Source organism: Sulfuricystis multivorans (assembly GCF_003966565.1).
GTDB classification, from domain to species: domain Bacteria; phylum Pseudomonadota; class Gammaproteobacteria; order Burkholderiales; family Rhodocyclaceae; genus Sulfuricystis; species Sulfuricystis multivorans.
The window spans coordinates 1,660,054-1,685,019 of sequence record NZ_AP018718.1; the positions used below are offsets into that span (position 1 = coordinate 1,660,054).

The window sequence follows — 24,966 nt, forward strand, 5'->3', positions numbered from 1 at the left end:
CCGCGAATCAATAAAGTCGGTGCTGGCGGGACGGCACGAGCTGGCTACAAATCATTCACCCATCGATGCACCTGGCGGTCGGCATGGCGCTTGAGAAATTCCCGCGTTTCTCTCTTGAGCAATCCGCGACCATGTAACTGAACGATTTGCGTCCCCCCCATGTCGTTCAGCTCGAGGATCACCGGCCCTCGATCGGTCAATGCAAAATCCCAATGATGCACTTTCATCAAAGGAAAGACTTTCCCGGCTTCCTCACAGACATCGAGCATCGCTTGCCAACCAGGAAGACAAAACCCCGCAAAGGATTGCCCGGTAAGGGGGTGTTGCTCGTTAAGCCGCGCTTTAGGCCAGAAACCATCCACCACACGCTCGACTTTGCCTGTGGTTATATCGACTCCCGCGACCAAATTTCCGTAAGCCCCCATATGGAAATTATCTACGGTATTCGGTGGGACTGCGATCTTCCATGCTGCCGCAACCGGAAAAACACCCTCCGGGCCATTCAAGCAAATCAGGCGTATTCCACTGATCGCAGGCCATCCAGTCAATTTTTCGATTTCCGGTGCGTTACGCAAAATCTGCTGAAAAAGGAAACCACATTCCGGGCGGTGGTAACGCCGATCGACGGTCTCATGGAGACGCCGCACGAACGTGGGCAGCGGAATCGTACGATCACCAGCCAGTTGCAGAGTATCATCCTCCCGCCGATAACCGAGTAAGGCCAGCGCCCCTTCGCCTTGCTGCGAATAGGCAGGTTTGGCATAGATAGGATATTCGGCCTCCTCGCGCAAGAACTCCGCCGCCGACTCCAAAGTCGAAAGCTTTCGGCATCCCGGGAGCACTAGCTTTTTTGCGGGATGAAAATAAGCAATGATCGGCGCCAAAGGAAGACCGGCAGCTTGCGCGAGCTGGTGAAAAACCAGCTTGTCCCACGCGGGTAAAACCGCATGACGTGGGTTCAACGCAAAATTGAAAGGATCCTGCAATCGCCAGCCGAGAAAATCTGCTTGCCCTTCCCCCGACAAGTAATTTTCATCGTATAGCCTGAACCAATAGTAGTCGGTAATGCCGCATTGACCACCGGCATGTTTCAGCGCCCGTATTTCGCGCGCTTGGCTCAGCAAGCTCTTTCCAGTCTGCTTCTCAGCCAGGGATACCCATTCGCGGTATTCCTTCAGCCGCGCAAACAGATCATCGATACGCATAACGCAAAAATAAACGAAAAACGGCCCCGCAGGGCCGTTTTTCTTGAAGAGCACAAAAACTTGCTTTACGCGTTTCTGCGACGACGCAGACCGGCCAGCCCAAAGAGGCCGAGACCAACCAGCGCCAATGAAGCAGGTTCTGGAACTTCACGGATGCGCATGAATATGCTCAGATCACTCGTTACGCCTTCAGCCGTCCAGACAGTACACGCCGGTCCAGAACAAGGGTAATTTGTCACCGAGTTATTAAATTCATCGATTTTGAATTCTGCATAATAGGTCTTGCCACCATCGACGAAAGTAATTGGGGCGAGGCCGCTGCCCGGAAAATTGAATAAGTCATCGCAAATACTACCATTCGGATTCCCCAATGGGCAAGATCCCACATTCAAGGTTTCCGTGAAAGTGATCGGTATGCCATTAGGATCGATATGAGATCCGATATAAAGCTCAGAGTATATCAGCGCACTCGCCAAAGTCGCTGCAGCGGCATTGATTGCACTATTCTTATGATATAGGGTTGATATTTTTTCCCAAGGACCAAAGGTGATAGGATCAAAGCCTGTCGACACCATCCCAGACCACCCTAATACTCGCAATCCACTATAGATTTGATCGCTATTACCTGTGACCGCAAAAGGATCAAAGCCGACATTCCCAAGTCCTTGGTTCGTCGAGGCATACGACCACGCAATAGTATCGTAAGTCCCGGCCGGCGGAGTCACACCCGATGGATGCTCATACCATACGATATCATCGTGAGTATTGCCATTACCGCCGCCAGTACTAAAGAGCCATGCATCACTCACATCTAAGCCACTATGCTCTTGATAGGAGAGAGTCGTCGTAGCAGAAGCCTGCATAGAACCGATTGCCAAGACCCCAAACAACGCAGTTGCGAAGGTCTTACGTAGGAACTTTGATTTCATTTGATTACTCCTGACCGTGTTGGGATACCAAACATCAATTATCTTACTGCTCAAGCATATGTAGCAATACACGTGCCAGAATAACAACGATTTGATTTTAAATAACTTTATCCTGATGCGCCACCCACCACGGGAATGGCTGTAAAAAATATCGACAGCCATTCATACTGCTAATCTTTCGAAAGATAATTGAATTTTCTTTCATAATCTATTGTTTTTGCGTATGAAAACGAATCGTAGGGTAATACGTGGATCGTCACAGCCCTGTCAATAGGAATCCTGGTAGCGAGATGTCGTTGTAGCCGATCGGTCAGCACATCCGAGTCAACGTCGACTCCGGCTCTTGCCTGAACTTCCCAGCGAAGAACGTCATCATTAGGGGTGAGGCAATGCGCTCCAGTCAATCGCCTCGCAACTGTATGATCTTCATAAAGTATCTCTTTGAACAGATCGACATGTCCCCCGCCGGGCAACCGATCCTTCGCGCGCCCATGTAAAGCGATCATCGGCAACGAGGGAAGCGTCAAATCGGGGGCCAAGGCGGCCACCCGCTGGCGGTCGATGAATTGCATGCGGTCCCCGGTCGCGTAGCGCATCAATGGCACGGGAGCCTTTTCGTCCATCACCGTCACGACCAGATCGCCCACCCCATGCTCATCTGGGTCGATCACCTCGACGAATGACCGCAAGGGATTGAAAACCATGAAAGTCGGTGCTGGCAAGACGGCATTGTCCTGTCCTGTCAATTTTTTCGACAGTTCTGGATCGCGGCTGCAGGCGCGGCGCAAGGCGACGGTCTCGCGCGTTTCGTTGAAGAGGTTCAAACCAAGTTCTCCGACCCCCATCGAGCTACCGATCAAGCCGCTGGCCGGATCATCGGGATCGATACTAAGCACCACGGCGAGATAGTCGCGGAAGGTTTCGGGAAATGTTTCCTCACCCACGATGACGTGGATGCGGAAGCGGCGCCAGTCGAGTCCGATGTCTTGCGAATAGTCGCAGAGTTTTTTCAGAAACAACGGATCGCCACACAATACGATCTGCTCGAAAAGTGGGCCAGCCTTATCGACGATCGCGCAGGCCATGTCCTCACGAACGCTGACATTGGCGATGCAGACGAGATTGGAAGCGAAAGTGACGCCCATCGGCAGGCAGTTGACCAGTAGGGTACGGCGGCTATCGACGTCAAAAGCCAGATCGAGGCCGATATCGATCAGCCGTGCCGCATCACGCAATTGCTTTCTGCTGCTGATGCCAAAGGCAAAACCATTCCCGCCATGCCCAGAACTAGTGATGATCGAGGCGAGGTCATCCAGTCGCACATCCTCGGCAATCAATTCTGCGATCGGGAAACGCCGGAATGTGTTGGTCTTGTCGAGCACCGGGCAGTGGCGGACGAAATCCTCGACCGTCTTGATCTTGGTAGGATCGATACCGGCCTCGGCGAGCAAGACACGATATGCTGGAGAAACTCGGGCGGCCCGGCGAAAAGCCGGCAACAACCATTTTCGTCCAGAACGAATCAGGGTGTCAGCGTCGGCTTTGGCGAGCCTGGCCCTGATCAGGCGACGTTCGATGGCAGCGAAAATGGCTTGCATGCGCAGCAGCGCTCCGCTCAGAGCTTGCCAAAATGCCCTAGTTTGTATTTCACCAACGTGGTGATCAAGAGCCAGTCGGAGATCGGCGCGTCCTGGAACCAGGCGAGCAGGAAGCGGTTGGCATTTTCGAGGGCGCTTTCGATCTGACGCAGATCGGCGAGATAGGTCGTCACCGGGCCGTAGTAATCGGTTTCCGGTCCAACCGGGACGAAATGGAAGCCCATGCGATCCAATAATCGAGCCAAGCCCTTCTCCATCGCCGCATACCAGAAACGTATGCCGTTTTGCCGACTGTAGCGGTACATCTCACGATACATGCCGAGCATGATCTGCGGGCTGCGGTTGCGCCGGTTGCGGTGCTTGAAGACGTGCGGAGGTTCGGGAGCAATTTCTGTGGCGTTACCATGCTCCTGAAATTCTTTCGTCACGCCTTGCAGGTTGTCCCCTGCGCGCCGGCGGTAATTCTTTTTGACGATCAGGCGCGAGATCTCGGCACATTGCTCCTTCGGCGGGAAAGCGAAGTCCGGGAACACCGCACAATGCTCCTCGAAAGGGAAGATCTGCTCCTCTCTCGCCAATACGAGGCGAACGGTACCAACGATTTCGCCTTCGGCATTCTGCGCCGAAACGTGGATCGAGCGCTCGTCGTATTCATCAGTCTCGAGCCTCGAAGGATAAGCGGCAGCATCGAGATATTTGCACTCTTCGCAATAAACTTCGTAGCGCAAGCGGGCGATCGAGCGGAACACCTCTGCCTCTTCGTCCTTCGAAAGCAGCCGGCGAAAAGAAAAACTCGGCGCGAGCAGATCGCGCTTGCCATGATGGGTGAGCAGTTCAACCAACATTAGACCATTTCATGAAAACGCCTCAATAGGAATAACGCAGCTCGGTATAGACCCGATCCTGCGCACTGTAACGCCCGAAGTAGCCGAGGGTCGGGCCGTGGAACACATCCGCGCCGAATACCAGCCGCCAATTTTTTTCGAACATCCAGCTGAGCTTCGGCCGCAGCATCCAGTCGCTCCGGTTCAGGCTCGCGACCCAGAGCACCTCGGCTTCGAGCCTCGGCCGCAATTTTCCATTTACAAATACACTATAGCCATTCTCACGCTTTTCTTGCAGCAAATCCGGATCGCGGGCATTCGTCACCATGCTCTGGAAAAACTGCAGATTGAGCCGCGTTTCCGCAGGTAACACGAAGTCGAACCCCACCACCCAATCGAGCGTGTTCTGACGCGCCAGCCCATCGTCATCGGCAAGGCGCAGCACGGTCAAACCTCTCCCCTTCGTATAAACCGCCTCGGCCTTGAGCACCATCGCGCCGAAGTCTTTAGCCAGCGTGCCGCCGAATTGGCTGATACGGTCATGGCGCGCCTCGTAACTGATCACACCTGCGACACCATCGACCGTGCGGTAGAACGTCGGTGTCGCATCGGTGCTGCGGTAGTAGAACGCAGAAACGTCCCAACCATTCTTCAGCCAGCCGGCCCGCAGACCATAGTTGCCATTGGCGGGGCGCCGTGAAGGCTTCTGTTCATTGCGATAGCGGGTCACGTAGCCCGGATATTCGGGCTGCCTCGGGAAGAATTCCGCGCCGGACTTGCCGGTTTCGTCGTAGCTCGGCACGGGGATCCAGAGCAATTCGCCGTGGAAGTCACCACTGAAGTATTCGGCACGTGCCGCCCACTGCGGAATGCGCATGAGGTTGAATTCGGGCAGGATGAATTCGCGCATGTCACGGGCCGAGACGACATCGGCGAAGAACAACCCGACCATCTCGCCCCAGATCACGTGTTGGCGCCCCAAACGGAAGTCCCAATCCCCCGCACCGACATCGAGGTAATTCTCGCGTAGCGAGACATTGAAGCGCTGATCATCGGCGACAGCGGCGGGATAGTGGTCGGTAACATCATAGACCGCGTCATAGTCGGCGCGCGCGCTCAATTTCCATTTAAGGCCCTCGCCGAGTCGGCCATTGGCACCGACTTCGATGCGGCCGAGCATCTTCGACCAATGCACCGGTCGGCTCGTCGTGCGTGCCAGCTCGAATTGCGCGAAACCATGCAGGCCCGCAGCCCCATGTCCGGCCTGCGCCGCCATACGGGCATCGTCCCGAGCGGCCTCGCGCAGCAACGCCTCGATGTCTTCCGGAACATTCTCGGCAGTTGCGGAACCCGCCATCAAGCAGATGAGTGCAATGAGCCAACCACTCTTCAAAGCCAATTTCATTTCATTCTCCCAAGCCGTCGAGACTGACGCCTTCGTCCTCGGCGCCCAGCACCAGCTCGCTGCCACGACGATGAAGGTTGATCGTTCCCCATTGCTTGCCTTTGCGAACGCCGAGCTGCCAGAGCACCCCATCCTCGATACGCACCAGGCGATTGGACATTTCCATCACACGTTGGTCATGAGTGGAAAAAATGAAGGTCGTGCCCAGTTCCTTGTTGATCTTGCGCATCAAACGGAGAATTTCCGTGCCGGTGGTCTGGTCCAGGTTTGCGGTCGGCTCATCGGCGAGCACGATGTCGGGTTGGATCGCCAAGGCGCGTGCGATCGCAACGCGCTGACGCTGACCACCACTCAGCTGGTTGGGCCGATGATCGGCATACTTGCTCAGCCCGACCATGCTCAGATAAAACGCCACACGCCTGCGCCGTTCCTCCTTCGAGACATCCTTGCGATAGAGCAACGGATATTCGACGTTCTCGGCAGCCGTCAATACCGGGAAAAGGTTGAAGGTTTGAAAAATGAAGCCGATCTTGTGGGCCCGCAGATCCGCCATTTGATCGCTCGTCCAGTTCGTGACATCCTGATCGTTGATGTAGATCCAGCCCTCCGTCGGCCGATCGATGCAACCGATCAGGTTCAGCAAGGTGGTCTTGCCACTACCAGAGGGGCCTGCAATCGCCATGAAGACGCCTCGTTCGATATGCAGTGTAATATCCGACAATGCCTGAACGATCTGATCGCCCAGCAAATATTCCTTGAACACCCGCTCGATACGCACCACATACATCGCTGACTCCGATTGGCGAGCCGAGATTCACCGGCGATTTTCCCCACTCTTTTCACACGGTGACATTTGAAACGAGGTGAAAGCATGCAAATCGCAAGAGAATCCTGCCATTTCCGGCGCAGTTTGGCAATTCATTTTCATCTGGCATTGATTGGCACTGCCCTTGCGCTGTTTGCGAGTGGCCCTGTGCTGGCGCAGAGCCCATCAGGCCAGGTGGCCGAGGAAACTCCTGCCGACCCCCTTGCCCAGGAGATTTTGCTCAAGGCCGACCAAATCCGTTTCCCGAAAGAAAGTTTTCAGGTCGACATCAACATCATTTCAAAGCAAGCCGACCAAACCACCGAGACGAAAAAGTATCAGGTTCTTTCGAAAGGCAACGACAAAACCGTCGTCATTACCACCGAGCCCGCCTCGGAGCGCGGCCAGACCCTATTGATGAGCGGCCGCGACCTCTGGATCTTTCTGCCCGAGGTATCACAGCCCGTTCGTCTGTCTCTGGCTCAGCGGCTGACCGGCCAAGTTGCCAATGGCGACCTCGCACGCGCCAACTTTTCCGGTGACTACCATCCCCGTATCTTGCGCAACGAGACGATCGACGGAGAAAGTTACCACGTGCTCGAACTGCGCGCGGTGGACCGCAGTGTCACCTATCCGCGGGTACTGTACTGGGTAAACCAGAAGAACGCCCAACCGTTCAAGGCAGAGTTCTATTCGCTCTCGAATCGGTTACTGAAGACCTGCCGTTACGAAAACTTCCGCAATCTGGCGGGCAAGCTGCGCCCCACGCGCCTCGTCATGGAGAACGCCCTGCGTGCCGGGGAGGTGTCGATCCTCGAATACAACGACATGAAGATCCGCGAACTGCCGGACAAGTTCTTCACCAAAGAGTATCTGAAGAAACTCGACTGAGTTTCACGTCGGGTTCAGCCCGAATATCCATCCGGATTGGCGCTCTGCCAACGCCAGGCATCGATGCACATCGCGGCGAGGTCTTTTTCGGCGCGCCAGCCGAGTACTCGTGCGGCGAGCGTCGGATCGGCATAACAGGTCGCGACGTCCCCGGGCCGGCGCGGTGCGATCCGGTAAGGCACTTTGCGGCCGCTGGCGGCCTCGAAGGCCTTGACCATTTCGAGCACTGAATAGCCACGGCCGGTGCCGAGATTGACGGTCAGCAGCCCGCCCTGCCGCTCGAGCGCGGCCAGCGCAGCGAGATGCCCCTTGGCGAGATCGACGACGTGGATGTAATCGCGCACGCCGGTGCCATCCGGTGTCGGGTAGTCTTTGCCGAACACCGAGAGGAACGGGAGCTTGCCGACCGCCACCTGAGCGACATAGGGCATCAGGTTGTTGGGAATGCCGTTCGGGTCCTCGCCGATGCGCCCGGAAGGATGCGCGCCGACCGGGTTGAAATAGCGTAGCAACGCGATCTTCCAGTCCGGTTCGGCGCGATGGAGATCGCGTAGCATGTCCTCGATCATCAGCTTCGAGCGGCCATAAGGATTAGTCGCCGACAGCGGGGCATCCTCGCGGATCGGCACACTGGCCGGATCGCCATAGACGGTGGCCGACGAGGAGAACACCAGGGTCTTCACCCCTGTCTCGGCCATCGTTTCGAACAGGGCGATGCTGCCCGAGACGTTGTTGTCGTAGTAACGCAGCGGCTGGGCGACCGATTCGCCGACCGCTTTTAGGCCGGCGAAATGGATCACCGCGTCGCAGCCATTCAGCGCCGTGCGTAGCGCGCCGCGATCACGGATGTCACCGCGCACGAATTCTGGCCGTACCCCGGCGATCTCGGCGATGCGCTCCAGCACCGCCAGTTTACTGTTGGACAGGTTGTCGAGGATCCTGACCCGATGCCCGGCGGCGATGAGCTCGACGCAGGTATGGCTGCCGATGTAGCCAAGCCCGCCAGTGACGAGGCAGAAGGCCATGATCGTCACCGAACCTTGCCTTGGCTGACCGCTTTCTGCTCGACGGCGAACACGGCCGCCTCGACGCGCGAGGTCAGGTTCAGCTTGGCGAGGATGTGACGCACATGGAGTTTGACGGTGTCGTGGCTGATGTCGAGCGCGCGGCCGATCGCCTTGTTCGACAGGCCCTGGGCGAGATAGTCGAGGATCTCGCGCTCGCGCGCGGTGAGCTGCTGAAGGGCATCGGCCTTGGCCGGCTGCCCACCGCCCTGCAGCAGGCTCACCAGCTTCAGCGTCATCGCTGGCGCAACCACGGTCTCGCCGCGCATCGCACGCTGCACGGCATCGACGACGTCGTCCGGCTCCATGTCCTTCAGCAAATAGCCTTGTGCACCCGCCGCCATCGCGCTGGCGAGGTCTTCCTGGTCGTCGCTGACGGTGAGCACCAGCATCGGACCGTGCCAGCCGGCAGCGCGAATCTGCCGCAAGAGCGCCAGCCCCCCATGAGGCGGCATGTTCAGATCGGTGATGACGACATCGAAAGGCTCGCTTTGCAACAGTTTCAGCGCTTCGTCGCCATTGCCGGCGATGCCCGCGATATGGATCGGGCCGCGCTTTTCGAGCAGCTCGGCCAGCCCTTTGCGGAACAGGGTATGGTCGTCGGCGAGCAGCACGCGAATGCGTTCGTTCGGCAACAGAACTTCTGTCATGGGGCAACCTTGTGGTTACTCGGTCCGATGGCCGGAAAGGTCAGACGCACGCGAAAGCCGCCCTCTGGCAGGTTGGCCACTTCGACGCGGCCGCCGATCAGTCGCGCGCGTTCGCGCATGATCGACAAGCCGAAATGATCGCGCAGCTGCGGAATATCGTCCAATTCGCCACTACGGTTGGCAATGGCGAAGAAGTTCGGGCCGCCCCGACCGTTGTCGTCGATGGTGACCACATAGTAATCGCCGGCGCCTTCGAGGGTCAGTCGGGCACGGCTAGCGCCAGAATGACGGCTGACATTCGCCAGCGCCTCCTGGACGATGAAGAACACCTGGGCCTCCTGATCGACCGACAGGCGCAGATCGACGATACGGTTGCAATAATCCAGCGCGATCCCGGTGCGGTCCTGAAACGTCGCAGCGATGTTGGCCAGCGCCTGCTGCAGACCCATCGGGTCCATGCGACTGCGGAACTGCACCAGCAGCTCGCGCAGCTGACGGTAAGCCTCATCCACCGCCTGGCCAACATCGTTGGCATATTTGACGGCCAACTCGCCATTCACGCCGGAGGAATCGCACAAGGCGTCCTGCAGCAGGGCGATGCGCACTTTCATGTAAGCGAGCGTCTGCGCCAGCGAATCATGCACCTCGGCCGCCATCATCTGGCGCTCGTTCATCAGCTTGATGCGCAGGTTCTCGCGTTTCAGATGGGCGTTTTCGAGCGCCATGCCGAGATGCTCGCCGATCGAGCGAAACAGCAGCGCGACTTCTTCGGGAAGTTCGAAACGCTCGGGCAAGAACAGGTTGTAAATGCCTTGCAATTGGCCGCCATGCTGCAGCGGCACGACCACCATCGCCTGGCAGTCGTTTCCGAAATAGGAATGATGCGTGCGTTTCGCGCACGCGCCCAGATCGATTTCGTAGCGGGAATGCTCGTCGAGTAGCGCCCCGCCGCAATGCCCGCAGTCGATCGGCACCAGGCGCTCGCGTTCAACCACCGCGCGCGGTAGCCCCCGCGCCGCGACCAGCCTCAGATGCTTGCCGTCCGTGGTGACGACGCGCACCGCACCGGCGCTTGCCTTGGCCAGCTTGAGCATCGTGCCGAGGAAGCGACCGAGCAGTTCCTCGACGTCGTCCTCGTCCGCGAGGTTTGCCGATACCTCGGAAAAGATGTCGAGCACCTGCAGCCGGGTGCGTTCGTCGGCTTCGACCTCCGGCAGCTCATTCGGATACTCGGGGGCGTTCATCGGGCTGGCTCGATACGCAAGTTCGGGAAAGGCATTTTAACTTGCAAGCACGGGCCAGAGTCAGAGCGGCAGTGGCCATGCCCCGCTCATGGTTTTCTCGGCCCAAAGCAGCGCCGCGATGGTCTTGCCATCGGTGATGTCGCCATCACGCACCGCCAGCAGCGCATCGGCGAGGGAGAGCTCGCAGAGCTCGACTATCTCGCCATCGTCGAGCGCCGCGCCGACGAAGGAAAGCCCTTTGGCCCAGAAGATCTCGATGCGCTCGTCCGAATAGCCGATGCAGTTATGCAGCGTGCCCAGATGCCGCCAAGTCTTCGCCTTGTAGCCGGTTTCCTCGCGCAGCTCGCGGCGGGCGGTGTCGAGGATGTGCTCGCCCGGATCGATCTTGCCAGCAGGAATTTCGAGAAACACCCGGCGCAACGGATGGCGATACTGGCGCTCGAACAGCAGCTTGCCGTTGTCGAGCACGGCGAGGATCGCCACCGCACCCGGATGCTTCACATACTCGCGCCACGATTCGGTGCCGTCTGGCAGGCGCACCTTGTCGGAGAAGACCTTCAAGAGCCGACCGTCGAAAACCAGCTCGCTTTCGAGCGTTTCCTCGATGAATTCGCTTTCATCCATACCGTTTGCAGGGGATTGATTCGTCTTGAACTTTACCAGATCAGCGATATCTTATGGACAAATCAAGCCGCTTTTTGACCCCAACCCCAGGAGAGAACCCATGTCATTCATCCCCAACTTCGACAGTGACGGCGTCGTCACGATCAACCGCGTCATCCTCAAGCCACAATTTTCCGTCGAAGACCTCGAGGAGCGCGTCGCGCTGCTGTGCGAGAACGTCAAGACCTATCATTCGGGTACCGGCTTCATCGGCGGCATGGTGGTGCTGAACAGCGGCCAGGTCTCGAACGAAGGCAGCACCGTCGGCCAGGCCGTCGCCAGCCCGCTCAAGGACCGCGAAGCGCTGATCATCACCTTCTGGCGCTCGTTCGAAGAGCACGAGGCCTCACACCGCAGTGAGACCTTCCAGCCACTCTTCAAGCACGTGCTCGAATTGTGCGAGAACGGCAACGAGGAGATTGCCTACCGGATGCTCTGGTCGGGCAAGGCCTACTCACCGAAGGAAGCCGCCGAAGCCCGCGCCGCGAAAGAGCGCTACCTGAAAGCCGCGTAAACTCGGCGCTGGCTGGACGGCACTTCCCAAGCAAGACGGGCCTCACGGCCCGTTTTTGCGAGTGTTTTCGAGATTGGGGAAACGCTGAAGAAAGCCGCGAGCGGCAGGCAGCAAGGTGCGCGGAGCGCAACGCAGCGTTGCGCCCGCGCAGCAATTTATTCAGCGCTTCCTTATCAGACGCGTTCCCAGATCGTCGTGATGCCCTGCCCACCGCCGATGCACATCGTCGCCATGCCGTAGCGGCCGTTGATGCGGATCAACTCGTGCAGCAGTTTGGTGATGATCACCGCGCCGGTGGCGCCGACTGGGTGACCAAGCGCGATCGCGCCGCCATTCGGGTTGGTCTTCACCGGGTCGAGACCGAGGCCGCGGGCGACGGTGATCGACTGCACGGCGAAGGCCTCGTTCGACTCGATGACATCCATCTGGTCGAGCGTGAGCCCCGCTCTTTGCAGTGCCACCTTGGAAGAGGGAATCGGCCCCTCGCCCATCACATCGTTCGGCACCCCGGCGATCGCGTAAGAAACCAGGCGGGCGATCGGCTTGAAGCCGCCGGCGGCCGCCTTCGTGGCATCGGCGAGCACCAGGAAGGCGGCCGCGTCGTTGATGCCGGAAGCATTGCCGGCGGTGACCGTGCCGTCCTTCTTGAAGGCCGGCTTCATCTTCGCCAGCATCTCCATCGTCGTGCCGGGACGCGGATGCTCGTCGGTGTCGAAGACGACCTCGCCTTTGCGCGTCTTCAGCGTGATCGGCACGATCTGGCTCTTGAAACGACCCTCGGCGATGGCCCGAGCGGCACGCGCCTGTGATTCGACGGCGAAGGCGTCTTGCTCCTCACGCGTGATGCCGTGCTTGGCGGCCAGATTTTCGGCCGTAATGCCCATGTGACCGGCGCCGAACGGGTCGGTCAGTACGGCGACCATCGCATCGATCGCCTGCGTGTCACCCATGCGCGCACCAGAGCGCAGCGTCGGCAGAAGATAGGCGCCGCGCGACATCACTTCGACGCCGCCGCCGATGGCGAAATCGGCATCGCCAAGCATGATCGCCTGGGCGACATTGACGATCGCCTGCTGCGCAGAGCCGCACAGGCGGTTCACCGCAAAGGCGGTCGAGCTCATCGGCATCCCGCCCTGGATCGTCGCCACCCGGGCGACGTAAGGATAGCGCGACTCGGTCGGGATGGTATTGCCGACCGCTGCGAAGCTCACCTGATTGGGATCGACGCCGGCGCGCTCGATCGCGGCCTTGACGATGAGCCCACCGAGTTCGGCGGGCTCGATGCCGGCGAGCGAGCCGCCGAAGGTACCGACGGCGGAACGCACGGCGCTCAATACGACAACTTCCTTGCTTGACATTTTCCACTCCTTTTTTATTTGACTGAAAAAGCGACTAGCCGACCCAACGGGCGAGCGTCAGGAGAGCCAGCAACAACAGGCACAGCACCAGCGCGCGCCAGACCAGTCCGATGGCGCTTTGCAGATGTTCGACATCGGCATCGTCGCCGAGACCGAGCCCTGGTCGCACCATGCCCTCATCCTCGATCGACAATGGCTGGCCAAGGCGAATGCCCAGCGCGCCAGCGCCGCTCGCGAGCAGGATACCTGCCGCCGCATCTGGCCATTGCGCGGCCTGGGTGCGCCAGCAATAGATGGCATCCTCGAAATCGCCGACGATCGCGAAAGTCGCTGCCGTCATGCGCGCCGGCAGCCAGTCGAGTGCATCGAAAGCGCGACGGGCGAAGCTGCCGAAAGGCGCCTCCGTCTCGGGCGCGCCGGCATTGAACCGCCAGGCTTCGGCCGTCGTCAGCGCCAGCCGGTAAAGCACCGCGCCGGCCGGCCCGAATAGCAGAAACCAGAACAGCGGCGCGAAGACATGCCGATGCGAGCTGAGGATGCCCTGCTCGATCGCCAGCTGCGATATCGCGGCCGGCCCGAGTCGCTCCTCCGTCTGGCCACGCCATTCGGCGAGCAGCCGACGCGCATGCTCGAGCTCGCCCATGCGCAGCGCCAGCTGGATGTCCGTGAAGTAGTGGCTGAACTGACGGAACCCGAGCAAGAAATACAGCACCAGCACATCGAAGCCGAAGGCCAGCACGACATGGATGGCCTCCAGCACGTAATGCACGATGAAGGTCATTAGCGCCGGCAGGCCGACCCCGACGATCCAGGCGATCAAGCCATGCCGCATCTCGCCACCGTTGAAGCGCCGCTCCAGAAAGCGCGCGTAGGCCGAAAATGCAGCGAACACCTGGGCGGCAGGCGTTGCTTTGATCTGCTCGAGGACGAGTACGCAAAGAAGGCTGAGAAGCGTCATAAGGGCGACCGACGACTGGCTGCGTCGAAGATAACACACTCCCCCATATGCCGCCTTACAAGTCAGACAGGGCTTCGCGCAGACTGACCAGGATGCTGGCGGTCGCGCCCCAGATGTAGTAATCCCGCCACGGCACCGCCCAGAAGCTGCGCCGCAAGCCCTCGATGACAACGGTTTCGCGGCGGTAGTTCGCCGCATCGAGGAAGAATTCCAGGGGCACCTCGAACACTTCGGCGACCTCGAAGTCATCGAGCCGCAGGTCGAGTGGCGGAGTGACGAGCCCGACCACCGGCGCGATGCAAAACCCGGTGCCGGTGAAATGATCGGGCAGCCTGCCCAGCACTTCGACTTGAGCAGGCTCGATGCCGACTTCTTCACGACTTTCGCGCAGTGCCGTAGCGATGGGCGATGCATCAGGAGCCTCGCATCGCCCGCCGGGAAAACTCACTTGGCCGGCATGATCGCGCAGATGCGCGGTGCGCTGGGTGAGCAGCACGGTCATGCCGCTCACGCGCGCAACGATCGGCACCAGCACGGCCGCCGGAACGACCGGCGCCGGCGGCGATGGCGAGGTATAGACGGCCGGCGCGGCGCCCGATGGGACGAAACGGCGACGCAGCCAGTCGGCGGTCAGGGATAGCGCCGGCGACATCTCAATAGCGTTGCACGAGGCTCAGCGTCGTGCCGTCGCGGCGCATTTCCATCCGCTTCAGAAAGCTCATGCCAAGCAGCACGACCGGCATGTCATGCTCATGGACGGTGGCCTCGACGTCGCGCAAGGTGATGTTGCCCACCCGGACGCTGGTAAGCCGCACCCGCCAGACGCGCGTCATGCCATTGGCGGTCTGCGTCATGGCCGGCTTCGCATTGCCGAGATCGACGCGTGCCCGACGTGCATCCGCAGCGCCCAGCGAAACGAAGGTCGCACCGGTATCGACCAGGAAACGCATCGGCTCGCCGTTGATACTGCCGCTGGTGACGAAATGTCCTTGGGCATCGGCAGTCAGTACCAACGCCGGCTTTTCGGCCTTGGGCACGGAGACGACGCTCTGACCGATCTCGATGCGCCGGCGCTTGCCGTCGCTTTCGAACACCGCGGCGCCGGCTTCGATGGCCACGAGCTTCACCCCTTCGGCAGAACGCTCACCCACCGACAACAACTGGCGCCGGCCGCCATCGATCACCACCAGCGCTTTGTCGGCCATCAACCCGACGAGCGCCAGATCGGCCGCCACTGCGAGGCTGGGCAAAATGCCAGCCAGCGCAGCGCTACAATGCATCGAGAGCACAGCTTTTCTGCCCCTCATCTTCAATGCCATGAAACCCATCGCGATCTTTCGTCACAGTGCCGGGGAAGGCCCCGGCTATTTTGCCAGCTTTCTCGATGCCCATGCCATACCCTGGCAGCTGATCCGCATCGATGCCAATGATCCGCTACCGCAAGACGCGGCCGCTTTTTCCGGCTTGTGCCTGATGGGCGGGCCGATGAGCGTCAATGACGATCTGCCCTGGATTCCTCAAGTGCTCGGGCTGATCCGCGCCGCGGTTGCGGCCGCCATCCCGGTGATCGGCCATTGTCTGGGTGGGCAGCTGATGGCGAAAGCACTCGGCGGCCAGGTGACGAAAAATCCGCTCAAGGAAATCGGCTGGGGATGGGTCGAGACCACCGATCCGACGGCGCGCGACTGGCTGGGCGATCTTGAGCGCTTCGAGGCCTTCCATTGGCATGGCGAGACTTTTTCGATCCCGCCGGGGGCGACGCGCATTTTGAAGAGCGCGTTTTGCGCCAACCAGGCCTTCGTGCTGGGCCCACATCTCGCCCTGCAATGCCATGTCGAAATGACCGAGGCGATGATTCGGCTATGGTGCCAAGCGTGGGCCGACGAGCATGCCGAGCCCGGCCCATCGGTGCACAGGCCGGAAGAAATGTTCATCGATCTCGAACAGCGCCTTGCCGCGATGCGCGTCGCTGCCGACCGGCTTTACGCGCGCTGGATCGCGGAGCTAAAGCGCTGAGTGCCGTTCCCCCAACGCCGAGTTGCGCTTACCGCTTCAGTCGCGGAAGTTGCCGAAGGCGAGCGGATAATCGGTGACCGTTTTCTTCACCAGTGCGATCACGGCCTGCAGATCGTCGCGCTTGGCACCGGCCACCCGCACCGCGTCGCCCTGGATCGTCGCCTGCACCTTGAGTTTGCTCTCTTTGACGAGCTTGACGATCTTCTTGGCGAGCTCCTGGTCGATGCCGGACTTGATCTTCAGCTCCTGCTTGGCCTTGTTGCCCGAGACACTCTGCACCGCGCCGATATCGAGGCGCTTGGTGCTCTCGCGCTCCTTTTTCTCCATCTCGGGAAACAGGATGTCCTTGATCTGGCCGAGTTGGAATTCCGAGTCGCCCCAGAGCGTGATCACTTTGTCTTTTTCGTTCAGCTCCGCTTTCGCGCTCGTGCCCTTGAAATCGTAGCGATTGCCGATCTGGCGGCCGGCGACATCGACCGCGTTTTTGATCGCCACCATGTTCGCTTCCGAGGTGATATCGAACGACGGCATGACCTCACCCGAAATGGCAGACGTAATGATAGGGCTCACCCGTCACCTCGATCTCGAACGAGGAATTGCCAGGCACCCGGAACGATTCACCCGCCGCGCAGGTTTGCCACTCCCCGCCAGCAATACGATAGCGGCAGGCACCGGCGACGGTTTCCATGATCTCCGGCGCACCGGTGTTGAAGGTGAGTGTTGCCGGCAGGATGACGCCGACGCTCTTCTTCGTGCCATCGGCGAAAACCACGGTGTGGCTGACGCACTTGCCGTCGAAATAGACATTGGCTTTCTTGATCACCGAGACATTGTCGAACTGGCTCATTGGATTCCCCACATTTTCTGGATGATGTTCTTGGCGACGAAACCGAGCATGCCGAACGCGAGCACGAAGAACAGCACGAAGGTGCCGAGCTTGCCGGCCTTCGAGCGCCAGGCCAGCTCGCCGATGATGAACAGCATGTAGAGCATGAAGGCGCCAAGCCCGAAGGTAACGCCGAACTCGGCGATCTGCGACTCGGTAAACCCGAAGACCGTGCTTTCCATGCCGCCACCCGTCAGCTTGCCTTGCCGGTCCGCTTGGTGCGGTGGCTACCTGCCTTGGCGCGTTTCTGGCGCGCGTTTGCGGCGATGCGCATCCTGAGCGCATTGAGCTTGATGAAGCCCGCCGCGTCCTTCTGGTCGTAGGCGCCGGCATCGTCCTCGAAGGTGGCGATGGTCGGATCGAACAGCGAATCGGTCTTCGAATCGCGCGCGACGACCGAGACCGAGCCCTTGTAGAGCTTGACGCGCACCCAGCCATTGACGTTTTGCTGGGTGTGGTCGATCAGCACCTGCAGCGCGCGCCGTTCTGGACTCCACCAGTAGCCGTTGTAGATCAGACTCGCGTAGCGAGGCATCAGATCGTCCTTCAGATGGGCCACCTCGCGGTCGAGGGTGATCGATTCGATGGCGCGATGGGCCTTGAGCAAGATCGTGCCACCGGGAGTTTCGTAACAGCCGCGCGACTTCATGCCGACATAGCGGTTCTCGACCAGATCCAGCCGGCCGATGCCGTGCTTGCCGCCAATCTGATTCAAGGTGGCGAGCAGCTCGTGCGGCTGCATCTTCTTGCCATCGATCGCGACGAGATCGCCGTGCGCGAACTCGAGCTCGAGATATTCCGGCTTGTTGGGCGCCTTCTCGGGAGCAACCGTCCAGCGCCACATGCTCTCTTCAGCCTCGGCGGACGGATCTTCGAGATGGCGGCCTTCATAGGAGATGTGCAGCAAGTTGGCATCCATCGAATACGGAGAGCCACCCTTCTTGTGCTTCATCTCGATCGGAATGCCGTTGGCTTCGGCATAGGCGAGCAATTTTTCGCGCGAGAGCAGATCCCACTCACGCCACGGCGCGATGATCTTGACGTTGGGCAGCAGCGCATAGGCGCCGAGCTCGAAGCGCACCTGGTCATTACCCTTGCCGGTGGCGCCGTGCGCGATGGCGTCTGCGCCGGTCTTGCGGGCGATCTCGACCAGCCGCTTGGCGATCAGCGGCCGTGCGATCGAGGTACCGAGCAGATATTCGCCCTCGTAGACCGTGTTGGCGCGAAACATCGGAAAGACGAAGTCGCGCACGAATTCCTCGCGCAGATCCTCGATGAAGATGTTCTTCGGTTGGATGCCGAGCTGCAGTGCTTTCTGGCGTGCCGGTTCCAGTTCCTCACCCTGCCCCAGATCAGCCGTGAAAGTGACCACCTCGCAACCGTAGCGATCCTGCAGCCACTTGAGGATCACCGAGGTATCCAGCCCGCCCGAATAGGCCAGCACGACTTTTTTGATGCCCGATTTCGCTTTTGCCATTTCTTATTCCTTCACCTTGCCCAAAACGAGAAACTCCAGCAATGCTTTCTGCGCGTGCAGCCGGTTCTCGGCCTCATCCCAGACCACGCTTTGCGACCCGTCGATCACCTCGGCGGCAACCTCCTCGCCGCGATGTGCCGGCAGACAATGCATGAAGAGGGCATCGGGCTTGGCAACCCGCATCATCTCGCCATCGACCTGCCAGTCTTTGAACGCCTTCATGCGCTTTTCATTCTCGGCCTCGAAGCCCATCGAGGTCCACACGTCGGTGGTGACGAGATCGGCGCCACGCGCCGCGTCCATCGGGTCGGCGAACTGCTCGAAGTGGTCGGTGCCATACAGGCCGGCACGCTCGGGCTCGACTTCATAGCCGGGCGGCGTCGAGACATGGACGTTGAAATCGAGCACTTCGGCGGCCTGCAGCCAGGTGTTGCACATGTTGTTCGAATCGCCGATCCAGGCTACCGTCTTGCCCTGGATGCAGCCGCGATGCTCGATGAAGGTGAAGATGTCGGCGAGGATCTGGCAGGGGTGATATTCATTGGTCAGCCCGTTGATCACCGGCACACGCGAATGACGCGCGAAGCGTTCGATGATCTCCTGCTCGAAGGTGCGGATCATCACCACATCGGACATGCGCGAGATGACCTCGGCAGCATCCTCCACGGGCTCACCGCGACCGAGCTGCGAGTCGCGCGTGTTGAGATAGATCGCCGTGCCGCCGAGCTGCTGCATCCCCGCCTCGAAAGAAAGACGCGTGCGCGTGCTGGCTTTCTCGAAGATCATCACCAGCGTGCGGTCCTCGAGCGGCCAGTATTTCTGGTAGGACTTGAAGCGCTGCTTGATGATGCGCGTGCGCTCGAATAGATACTCGAACTCGGCGCGAGTGAAATCCTTGAACTGCAAGAAGTGTCTCGGGTTGTGCATCGCGACTCCTCAGCCGGCCAGGAAATGCCGCACCACCATGATGAGCTTGTCGACGAGCTCGTCGGCCTCCGCATCGCACATCACCAAGGGCGGCAAGAGGCGCACCACTTTTTCGGCGGTGACGTTGATCAGAATGCCGGCTTCCAGACCTGCAGCCACCAGGGCCGCGCAGGGTCGATCGAGCTCGATGCCGAGCATCAGCCCCTTGCCACGAATCTCGACGATACCGGCAACGCCCGCGAGACCGCTTTCCAGGCGCCCACGCATCCGCTCGCCCAGCACGCCGGCGCGCGTCGGCAGATCCTCGTCCTCGAGCACCGTCAGCGTCGTCAGCGCGGCGACCATCGCGAGGGGGTTGCCGCCAAAGGTCGACCCGTGGTTGCCCGGCTTGAAGACGCCAGCGGCCTTGCCGGCGGCCAGACAGGCGCCGACCGGCACACCGGAACCCAAACCTTTCGCCAGCGTCATCACGTCCGGGCGAATGCCGGCATGCTGATAGGCGAACCACTGACCGGTGCGGCCGATGCCGCATTGCACCTCGTCGAGCATCAGCAACCAGCCCTGCGTATCGCAGATCCGCCTCAAGCCGCGCAGATAATCGTCGTGACAGACGTTGATGCCGCCTTCGCCCTGCACCGGCTCGAACAGTACCGCGACGACGTGGTGATTGTTCGCCGCCACCTGCTCGATCGCCGCCAGATCGTCGAAGGGCACGCGTACGAAACCGGACACCAAAGGTTCGAAGCCCGCCTGCACCTTGCGGTTGCCGGTAGCGGAAAGCGTCGCCAGCGTGCGGCCGTGGAAGGATTGTTCCATGACGATGATCGCCGGCTGGTCGATGCCCTTGCCATGTCCATAGAGCCGCGCCAGCTTGATCGCCGCCTCGTTCGCCTCGCAGCCGGAATTGCAGAAGAAGGCTTCATCCATCCCGGAAAGCCGCGCCAGCCGCTGTGCCAAATTTTCCTGCTCGGGCACCCGATAGAGATTCGAGACATGGATCAGGCGATGCACCTGTCGTTCGAGCGCCGCGGTGAGGCGCGGATGATTGTGGCCGAGGGTATTGACGGCGATGCCGGCGATGCCATCGAGGTAGCTCCTGCCATGCTCATCGAAGAGACGGCAGCCTTCGCCATGGGTGAAGGCCACTGGCTGCCGGGCATAGTTGTTCATCAGGTGCGACATGATCCGCTCCGCGGTTGCAAACAGGAAACCGTCAGCCGCAAAAAGCGACGGCGGCCCGTGCGGCCGCCGTGCTTTCATGCTGCGGGGAATCGATCATAAGTGAAAATCGGCACGCTGTGTAGTCTCGCCATTCGATCCGCCGATAAAAAAGCGCGTGGGGCTCGGCAAGCCACCCACGCGCCGTCGTTGCCGTGCTGCGCTTTGGATCAAAGCGCCTTGATCGCGGCGGACAAACGGCTCTTGTGGCGCGCCGCGGCGTTCTTGTGGATGATCTTCTTGTCGGCGATCGAATCGATGATGCGCTGCGATTCCTTGAAGACCGCCTGAGCGGCGGCCTTGTCGCCGCTGGCGACGGCCTTGCGCACCTTCTTGATCGCGGTGCGCAGCCTTGAGCGCAGGCTCATGTTGTGGGCGCGGCGCTTGATCGCCTGAAGGGCGCGCTTGCGGGCTTGTGCGGTATTGGCCATGAAACGTTGCTCGTTGGATGATCGGAAAGGCGCGGATTATAGGGGCAGTCCAACGGCGATGCAAGATGCTTTGCCGAACCTGTAACATCCACGCCATGAACCTGATGCGTATCCTCGCCACCGTCAGCAGCCTGACGCTGCTGTCGCGCATTCTCGGCTTCGTCCGCGATTTCGTGATCGCCCGCACATTCGGCGCCGGGATGGCGACCGACGCCTTTTTCGTCGCTTTCCGGCTGCCCAACCTGCTCCGGCGCATGTTCGCCGAAGGCGCGTTCTCGCAGGCCTTCGTGCCGATGCTCGCGGAATACCGGCAGCGGCGCAGCGCTGCCGAAACCAAGACCCTGGTCGATCGCGTCGCCACCGCACTGTTCCTCGTCGTGCTGCTCGTCACGCTCGCTGGCATGCTCGGCGCACCGCTTTTGATTCTCGTCTCTGCGCCCGGCTTTGCCGCCGATGGAGAAAAATTCGACCTCACGGTGACGCTCACCCGCATCACCTTTCCGTACATCCTGTTCATGGCGCTGGTCGCGCTCTCGGCCGGCATCCTCAATACCTGGAGCCGTTTCGCATTGCCGGCATTCACCCCGGTACTGCTGAACCTCTCCTTCATCGGCATGGCGCTCATCGCGGCGCAATGGTTCGATCCGCCGGTGCAGGTGCTCGCCTGGGCGGTGTTGCTCGGCGGTGCGCTGCAGCTCGCTCTCCAGACCCCTGCGCTGAAAACGATCGGCATGCTGCCGCGTTTCGATTTCGCCCCCAATGATCCGGGTGTCAGACGCATCATGAAGCTGATGGCGCCGGCGCTGCTCGGCGTCTCCGTCAGCCAGATCTCCTTGCTGATCAACACGATCTTCGCCTCCTTCCTGACCTCTGGCAGCGTCTCCTGGCTGTATTACGCCGACCGGTTGATGGAATTCCCGGCCGGGCTGCTCGGCGCGGCACTGGGCACGATCCTGCTGCCCAGCCTCTCCAAGGCACACGCGAGTGGCAAGCCGGAAACCTTCTCGGGCTTGCTCGACTGGGGCTTGCGACTCACCTTCCTGCTGACGCTGCCGGCAGCAACGGCGCTGGCGATCCTTGGCGTGCCACTGATCGCCACACTCTTCAAGCATGGCGTCTTCACCGCGACCGACGTGCTCGCGACACGCCAGGCACTCGTCGCCTACAGCGTGGGTCTGATCGGCCTCATTCTCGTCAAGGTGCTGGCACCGGGTTTCTATGCGCAGCAGAACATCAAGACACCGGTGAAGATCGCGTTCGTCACGCTGGCCGCAACCCAAGCGATGAATATCGTTTTCATCGTCCCGCTCAAGCACGCAGGGCTGGCTCTGTCGATCGGGTTGGCCTCGTGCCTGAACGCCTGGCTGCTGTTCCGTGGCTTGCATCGGCGTGGTGCCTATCGCCCGCTGCCCGGCTGGCCGATGTTCGCGGCGAAGCTCGTCTTGGCGCTGGTGGCACTGGCGCTAACGCTCTGGTTCGGCATGGGCGAGGAAGCCAACTGGCTGACCGCGTCGAGCTGGACGCGTGTCACGCACCTGTCCCTGTTGGTCGTTGGCGCAGCCGCGGCGTATTTCGGCACGCTGTGGCTGCTAGGGTTTCGCTTGCAGGATTTCCGTCGCCGCGCCGAGCAATGAGGACGGGCGTCGTGCCGTCCCGCCAGCGCCGAGTTGGCACCATGCTGAAAACGAAACGGGCAGTCCCGTCACCGGAACTGCCCGCTCGTCGCTGGCCTGGAATATCGATCAGGCGATCAGCGGAACGATCAAGAGCGCCACGATGTTGATGATCTTGATCAGGGGATTCACCGCCGGGCCGGCCGTATCTTTGTACGGATCGCCGACGGTGTCGCCGGTCACCGCCGCCTTGTGCGCATCCGACCCCTTGCCGCCATAGTTGCCCTCTTCGATGTACTTCTTGGCGTTGTCCCAGGCGCCGCCGCCGGTGGTCATCGAGATCGCGACGAACAGGCCGGTGACGATTGTGCCGAGCAGAACGCCACCCAATGCACGCACACCGGCGCTGACACCGCCGATCGCGGGCATCAAGAAGTTCATCCCGATCGCCACCGCCAGCGGCACGACCACCGGCAGCAGCGAGGGGATCATCATTTCCTTGATCGCCGCCTTGGTCAGCATATCGACGCAGGTGCCGTATTCCGGTTTGGCCTTGCCTTCCATGATGCCCTTGATTTCGCGGAACTGACGGCGCACTTCGATGACCACGGAGCCCGCCGCGCGGCCGACCGCTTCCATGCCCATCGCGGCGAACAGATAAGGCACCATGCCGCCGACGAACAGACCGATGATGACCGCCGGATCGGAGAGGTCGAAGAGGAACTTCACACCCGGCTTGAAGGCTTCCAGCGCGTGGGTAAAGTCGGCGAACAGAACCAGCGCGGCCAGGCCCGCAGAACCGATCGCATAGCCCTTGGTCACCGCCTTGGTGGTGTTGCCGACCGCGTCGAGCGGGTCGGTGACGCCACGCACTGAATCCGGCAGTTCGGCCATTTCCGCAATGCCACCAGCATTGTCGGTGATCGGTCCGTAAGCGTCGAGGGCGACGATGATGCCAGCCATCGACAGCATCGAGGTCGCGGCGATCGCGATGCCATACAGACCGCCGAGCGTGTAAGCCGCCCAGATCGAGCCGCACACCGCGAGCACCGGCCAGGCAGTCGCCTTCATCGAGACGCCGATACCGGCGATGACGTTGGTGCCGTGACCGGTCGTCGAGGCTTGCGCGATGTGACGCACTGGCGCATATTCGGTTGCAGTGTAGTACTCGGTGATGAAGACCATCAGGCCGGTCAGCACCAGACCAATCACCGCCGCGCCATAAAGACGCATCTGCGAGCCGCCGCTAATGCCGAGCACCTGATCGAGCAAATGGTCATCGACGACCCAGCCGGTCAGCGGATAAAACACGACCAGCGCCAGCAGGCCGGCGACGATCAGGCCCTTGTAGAGCGCGCTCATGATCTTCTGTCCTGGCGAAGCCTTGACGAAGAAAGCGCCAAGGATCGAAGCGATGATCGCGAAACCGCCGAGTACCAGCGGATAAAGCACCGCGGAGTTCGCCATCGCTTCGCCACCCGCCTTGAACAACAGGGCGCCGAGCAGCATCGTCGCGACGGTCGTCACCGCATAGGTCTCGAACAGGTCGGCCGCCATGCCGGCGCAGTCGCCGACGTTGTCGCCGACGTTGTCGGCGATCACCGCCGGGTTGCGCGGGTCATCCTCGGGAATGCCTGCCTCGACCTTGCCGACGAGGTCGGCACCGACGTCGGCACCCTTGGTGAAGATGCCGCCGCCTAGACGCGCGAAGATCGAGATCAGTGAGGAACCGAAACCCAGACCGACGAGCGGATGCAGGATGTGGTCGAGGCTCTGGTCACCCTGAGTGGCCTTGAGATAGGCATAGAAACCGGCGACCCCCAACAGACCCAGGCCGACCACCAGCATGCCGGTGATCGCTCCACCGCGGAAGGCGACGTTGAGCGCTTCGTTCAGGCCCTTGCTCGCCGCCTCGGCCGTGCGCACGTTGGCGCGCACCGAGACGTTCATGCCGATGAAACCGGCTGCGCCGGACAGCACCGCGCCGAGCACGAAGCCGACGGCAGTGGCAACACCGAGCGAGAAGGTGATCACCACGGCGAGCACGATGCCCACCATCGCAATCGTCGTGTATTGGCGCTTGAGATAGGCTTGGGCGCCCTCCTGCACCGCCGCCGAGATCGCGCGCATCCGATCGTTGCCGGTCGGTTGGGCGAGAATCCATTGCGCCGAAACCCAGCCGAACACAATCGCACCGATTGCGCAGGCCAGGGCAAATATCAGACCTGAAGACATACACCCCCCTTTAGTCAAAACATCAGACTGCGATCACGAAAGCCGCAGCGCCCCA

General features: G+C 60.6%; 26 protein-coding genes. 4 read left to right on the top strand and 22 right to left on the bottom strand.

Going from position 1 to position 24,966, the window contains the following annotated elements; translation table 11 throughout:
- Window positions 1-44 precede the first annotated feature (44 nt).
- Genes EL335_RS08255 through EL335_RS08280 form a run of 6 tightly spaced genes read right to left on the bottom strand, consistent with a single transcriptional unit; the run spans window position 45 to window position 6,748 of the window.
- Window positions 45-1,259 (bottom strand): sugar-transfer associated ATP-grasp domain-containing protein, encoded by a 1,215-nt coding sequence (locus tag EL335_RS08255; RefSeq protein WP_126445845.1) that lies wholly within the window; start codon window positions 1,257-1,259, stop codon window positions 45-47.
- 11 nt (window positions 1,260-1,270) lie between these two features.
- Window positions 1,271-2,296: a THxN family PEP-CTERM protein gene (locus EL335_RS08260; protein WP_126445847.1), complete on the bottom strand. Its 1,026-nt coding sequence runs from the start codon at window positions 2,294-2,296 to the stop codon at window positions 1,271-1,273.
- 8 nt (window positions 2,297-2,304) lie between these two features.
- Window positions 2,305-3,732 carry a phenylacetate--CoA ligase family protein gene (locus tag EL335_RS08265; protein ID WP_126445849.1) on the bottom strand — a complete coding sequence of 476 codons (1,428 nt, stop codon included), beginning with the start codon at window positions 3,730-3,732 and terminating at the stop codon, window positions 2,305-2,307.
- A 17-nt stretch (window positions 3,733-3,749) separates the two neighbouring features.
- On the bottom strand, window positions 3,750-4,577 hold the full coding sequence (locus tag EL335_RS08270; RefSeq protein WP_126445851.1) for a PEP-CTERM/exosortase system-associated acyltransferase: 828 nt from the start codon (window positions 4,575-4,577) through the stop codon (window positions 3,750-3,752).
- A gap of 22 nt (window positions 4,578-4,599) precedes the next feature.
- Window positions 4,600-5,961, bottom strand: a complete 1,362-nt coding sequence (locus EL335_RS08275; RefSeq protein WP_126445854.1) for a DUF1302 family protein — start codon at window positions 5,959-5,961, stop codon at window positions 4,600-4,602.
- A 1-nt stretch (window position 5,962) separates the two neighbouring features.
- Window positions 5,963-6,748, bottom strand: a complete 786-nt coding sequence (locus EL335_RS08280; protein ID WP_126445856.1) for an ABC transporter ATP-binding protein — start codon at window positions 6,746-6,748, stop codon at window positions 5,963-5,965.
- Window positions 6,749-6,832: 84 nt separating this feature from the next.
- On the opposite strand from EL335_RS08280, the gene EL335_RS08285 reads away from it, so the two are divergent.
- Window positions 6,833-7,657 (top strand): outer membrane lipoprotein-sorting protein, encoded by an 825-nt coding sequence (locus EL335_RS08285; protein ID WP_126445858.1) that lies wholly within the window; start codon window positions 6,833-6,835, stop codon window positions 7,655-7,657.
- 14 nt (window positions 7,658-7,671) lie between these two features.
- On the opposite strand, the gene galE is transcribed toward EL335_RS08285, so the two are convergent.
- Genes galE through EL335_RS08305 form a run of 4 tightly spaced genes read right to left on the bottom strand, consistent with a single transcriptional unit; the run spans window position 7,672 to window position 11,239 of the window.
- The gene (gene galE / locus EL335_RS08290) at window positions 7,672-8,682 is read right to left on the bottom strand and encodes a UDP-glucose 4-epimerase GalE (RefSeq protein ID WP_126445860.1); all 1,011 of its coding nucleotides are present in this window, start codon (window positions 8,680-8,682) and stop codon (window positions 7,672-7,674) included.
- Between the two features lie 5 nt (window positions 8,683-8,687).
- A complete protein-coding gene (locus tag EL335_RS08295) occupies window positions 8,688-9,371 on the bottom strand; it encodes a response regulator (protein WP_126445862.1) in 684 nt (227 codons plus the stop codon).
- Window positions 9,368-10,615: a GAF domain-containing sensor histidine kinase gene (locus EL335_RS08300; protein WP_126445864.1), complete on the bottom strand. Its 1,248-nt coding sequence runs from the start codon at window positions 10,613-10,615 to the stop codon at window positions 9,368-9,370. Before EL335_RS08300 ends, EL335_RS08295 begins: the two co-directional genes overlap by 4 nt.
- 60 nt (window positions 10,616-10,675) lie before the next feature.
- Window positions 10,676-11,239, bottom strand: a complete 564-nt coding sequence (locus EL335_RS08305; protein ID WP_126445866.1) for an NUDIX domain-containing protein — start codon at window positions 11,237-11,239, stop codon at window positions 10,676-10,678.
- A 100-nt stretch (window positions 11,240-11,339) separates the two neighbouring features.
- Between EL335_RS08305 and EL335_RS08310 the strand changes: the two genes are divergently transcribed.
- Entirely contained in the window at window positions 11,340-11,792 is a 453-nt protein-coding gene (locus tag EL335_RS08310; protein WP_126445868.1) for a ligand-binding protein SH3, read from the top strand.
- A gap of 173 nt (window positions 11,793-11,965) precedes the next feature.
- Here the strand turns inward: EL335_RS08310 and EL335_RS08315 are convergent, their stop codons facing one another.
- The 4 genes from EL335_RS08315 to EL335_RS08330 are packed head-to-tail and all read right to left on the bottom strand — an operon-like array spanning window position 11,966 to window position 15,415.
- Window positions 11,966-13,150, bottom strand: a complete 1,185-nt coding sequence (locus EL335_RS08315) for an acetyl-CoA C-acyltransferase family protein (protein ID WP_126445870.1) — start codon at window positions 13,148-13,150, stop codon at window positions 11,966-11,968.
- A 34-nt stretch (window positions 13,151-13,184) separates the two neighbouring features.
- Complete coding sequence (locus EL335_RS08320) at window positions 13,185-14,108, bottom strand: CobD/CbiB family protein (protein ID WP_126445872.1); 924 nt, start codon at window positions 14,106-14,108, stop codon at window positions 13,185-13,187.
- Window positions 14,109-14,163: 55 nt separating this feature from the next.
- The gene (locus EL335_RS08325) at window positions 14,164-14,760 is read right to left on the bottom strand and encodes a CoA pyrophosphatase (protein ID WP_126445874.1); all 597 of its coding nucleotides are present in this window, start codon (window positions 14,758-14,760) and stop codon (window positions 14,164-14,166) included.
- Between the two features lies 1 nt (window position 14,761).
- A complete protein-coding gene (locus EL335_RS08330; protein WP_284155297.1) occupies window positions 14,762-15,415 on the bottom strand; it encodes a retropepsin-like aspartic protease family protein in 654 nt (217 codons plus the stop codon).
- A 10-nt stretch (window positions 15,416-15,425) separates the two neighbouring features.
- Here EL335_RS08330 and EL335_RS08335 point away from each other — a divergent pair, with 10 nt between their 5' ends.
- Entirely contained in the window at window positions 15,426-16,124 is a 699-nt protein-coding gene (locus EL335_RS08335) for a type 1 glutamine amidotransferase (RefSeq protein ID WP_126445876.1), read from the top strand.
- A gap of 36 nt (window positions 16,125-16,160) precedes the next feature.
- On the opposite strand, the gene EL335_RS08340 is transcribed toward EL335_RS08335, so the two are convergent.
- The 7 genes from EL335_RS08340 to rpsT form a co-directional block, all read right to left on the bottom strand.
- Entirely contained in the window at window positions 16,161-16,655 is a 495-nt protein-coding gene (locus tag EL335_RS08340) for a YajQ family cyclic di-GMP-binding protein (protein WP_126445878.1), read from the bottom strand.
- 4 nt (window positions 16,656-16,659) lie between these two features.
- On the bottom strand, window positions 16,660-16,971 hold the full coding sequence (gene ppnP, locus EL335_RS08345; protein WP_126445880.1) for a pyrimidine/purine nucleoside phosphorylase: 312 nt from the start codon (window positions 16,969-16,971) through the stop codon (window positions 16,660-16,662).
- Window positions 16,968-17,192: a DUF2788 domain-containing protein gene (locus EL335_RS08350; protein WP_126445882.1), complete on the bottom strand. Its 225-nt coding sequence runs from the start codon at window positions 17,190-17,192 to the stop codon at window positions 16,968-16,970. The genes ppnP and EL335_RS08350 overlap by 4 nt, the downstream gene beginning before the upstream one ends.
- Before the next feature lie 11 nt (window positions 17,193-17,203).
- Window positions 17,204-18,487, bottom strand: coding sequence for an argininosuccinate synthase (locus tag EL335_RS08355; protein WP_126445884.1), 1,284 nt, complete (start codon window positions 18,485-18,487; stop codon window positions 17,204-17,206).
- Window positions 18,488-18,490: 3 nt separating this feature from the next.
- The gene (gene argF, locus EL335_RS08360) at window positions 18,491-19,414 is read right to left on the bottom strand and encodes an ornithine carbamoyltransferase (RefSeq protein ID WP_126445886.1); all 924 of its coding nucleotides are present in this window, start codon (window positions 19,412-19,414) and stop codon (window positions 18,491-18,493) included.
- Between the two features lie 9 nt (window positions 19,415-19,423).
- Entirely contained in the window at window positions 19,424-20,596 is a 1,173-nt protein-coding gene (locus EL335_RS08365; protein WP_126445888.1) for an aspartate aminotransferase family protein, read from the bottom strand.
- A 206-nt stretch (window positions 20,597-20,802) separates the two neighbouring features.
- Window positions 20,803-21,063: a 30S ribosomal protein S20 gene (gene rpsT / locus EL335_RS08370; protein ID WP_126445890.1), complete on the bottom strand. Its 261-nt coding sequence runs from the start codon at window positions 21,061-21,063 to the stop codon at window positions 20,803-20,805.
- Window positions 21,064-21,158: 95 nt separating this feature from the next.
- Here rpsT and murJ point away from each other — a divergent pair, with 95 nt between their 5' ends.
- Window positions 21,159-22,697, top strand: coding sequence for a murein biosynthesis integral membrane protein MurJ (gene murJ / locus EL335_RS08375; protein ID WP_126445892.1), 1,539 nt, complete (start codon window positions 21,159-21,161; stop codon window positions 22,695-22,697).
- A gap of 108 nt (window positions 22,698-22,805) precedes the next feature.
- Here the strand turns inward: murJ and EL335_RS08380 are convergent, their stop codons facing one another.
- Window positions 22,806-24,911 carry a sodium-translocating pyrophosphatase gene (locus tag EL335_RS08380; protein WP_126445894.1) on the bottom strand — a complete coding sequence of 702 codons (2,106 nt, stop codon included), beginning with the start codon at window positions 24,909-24,911 and terminating at the stop codon, window positions 22,806-22,808.
- Window positions 24,912-24,966 lie beyond the last annotated feature (55 nt).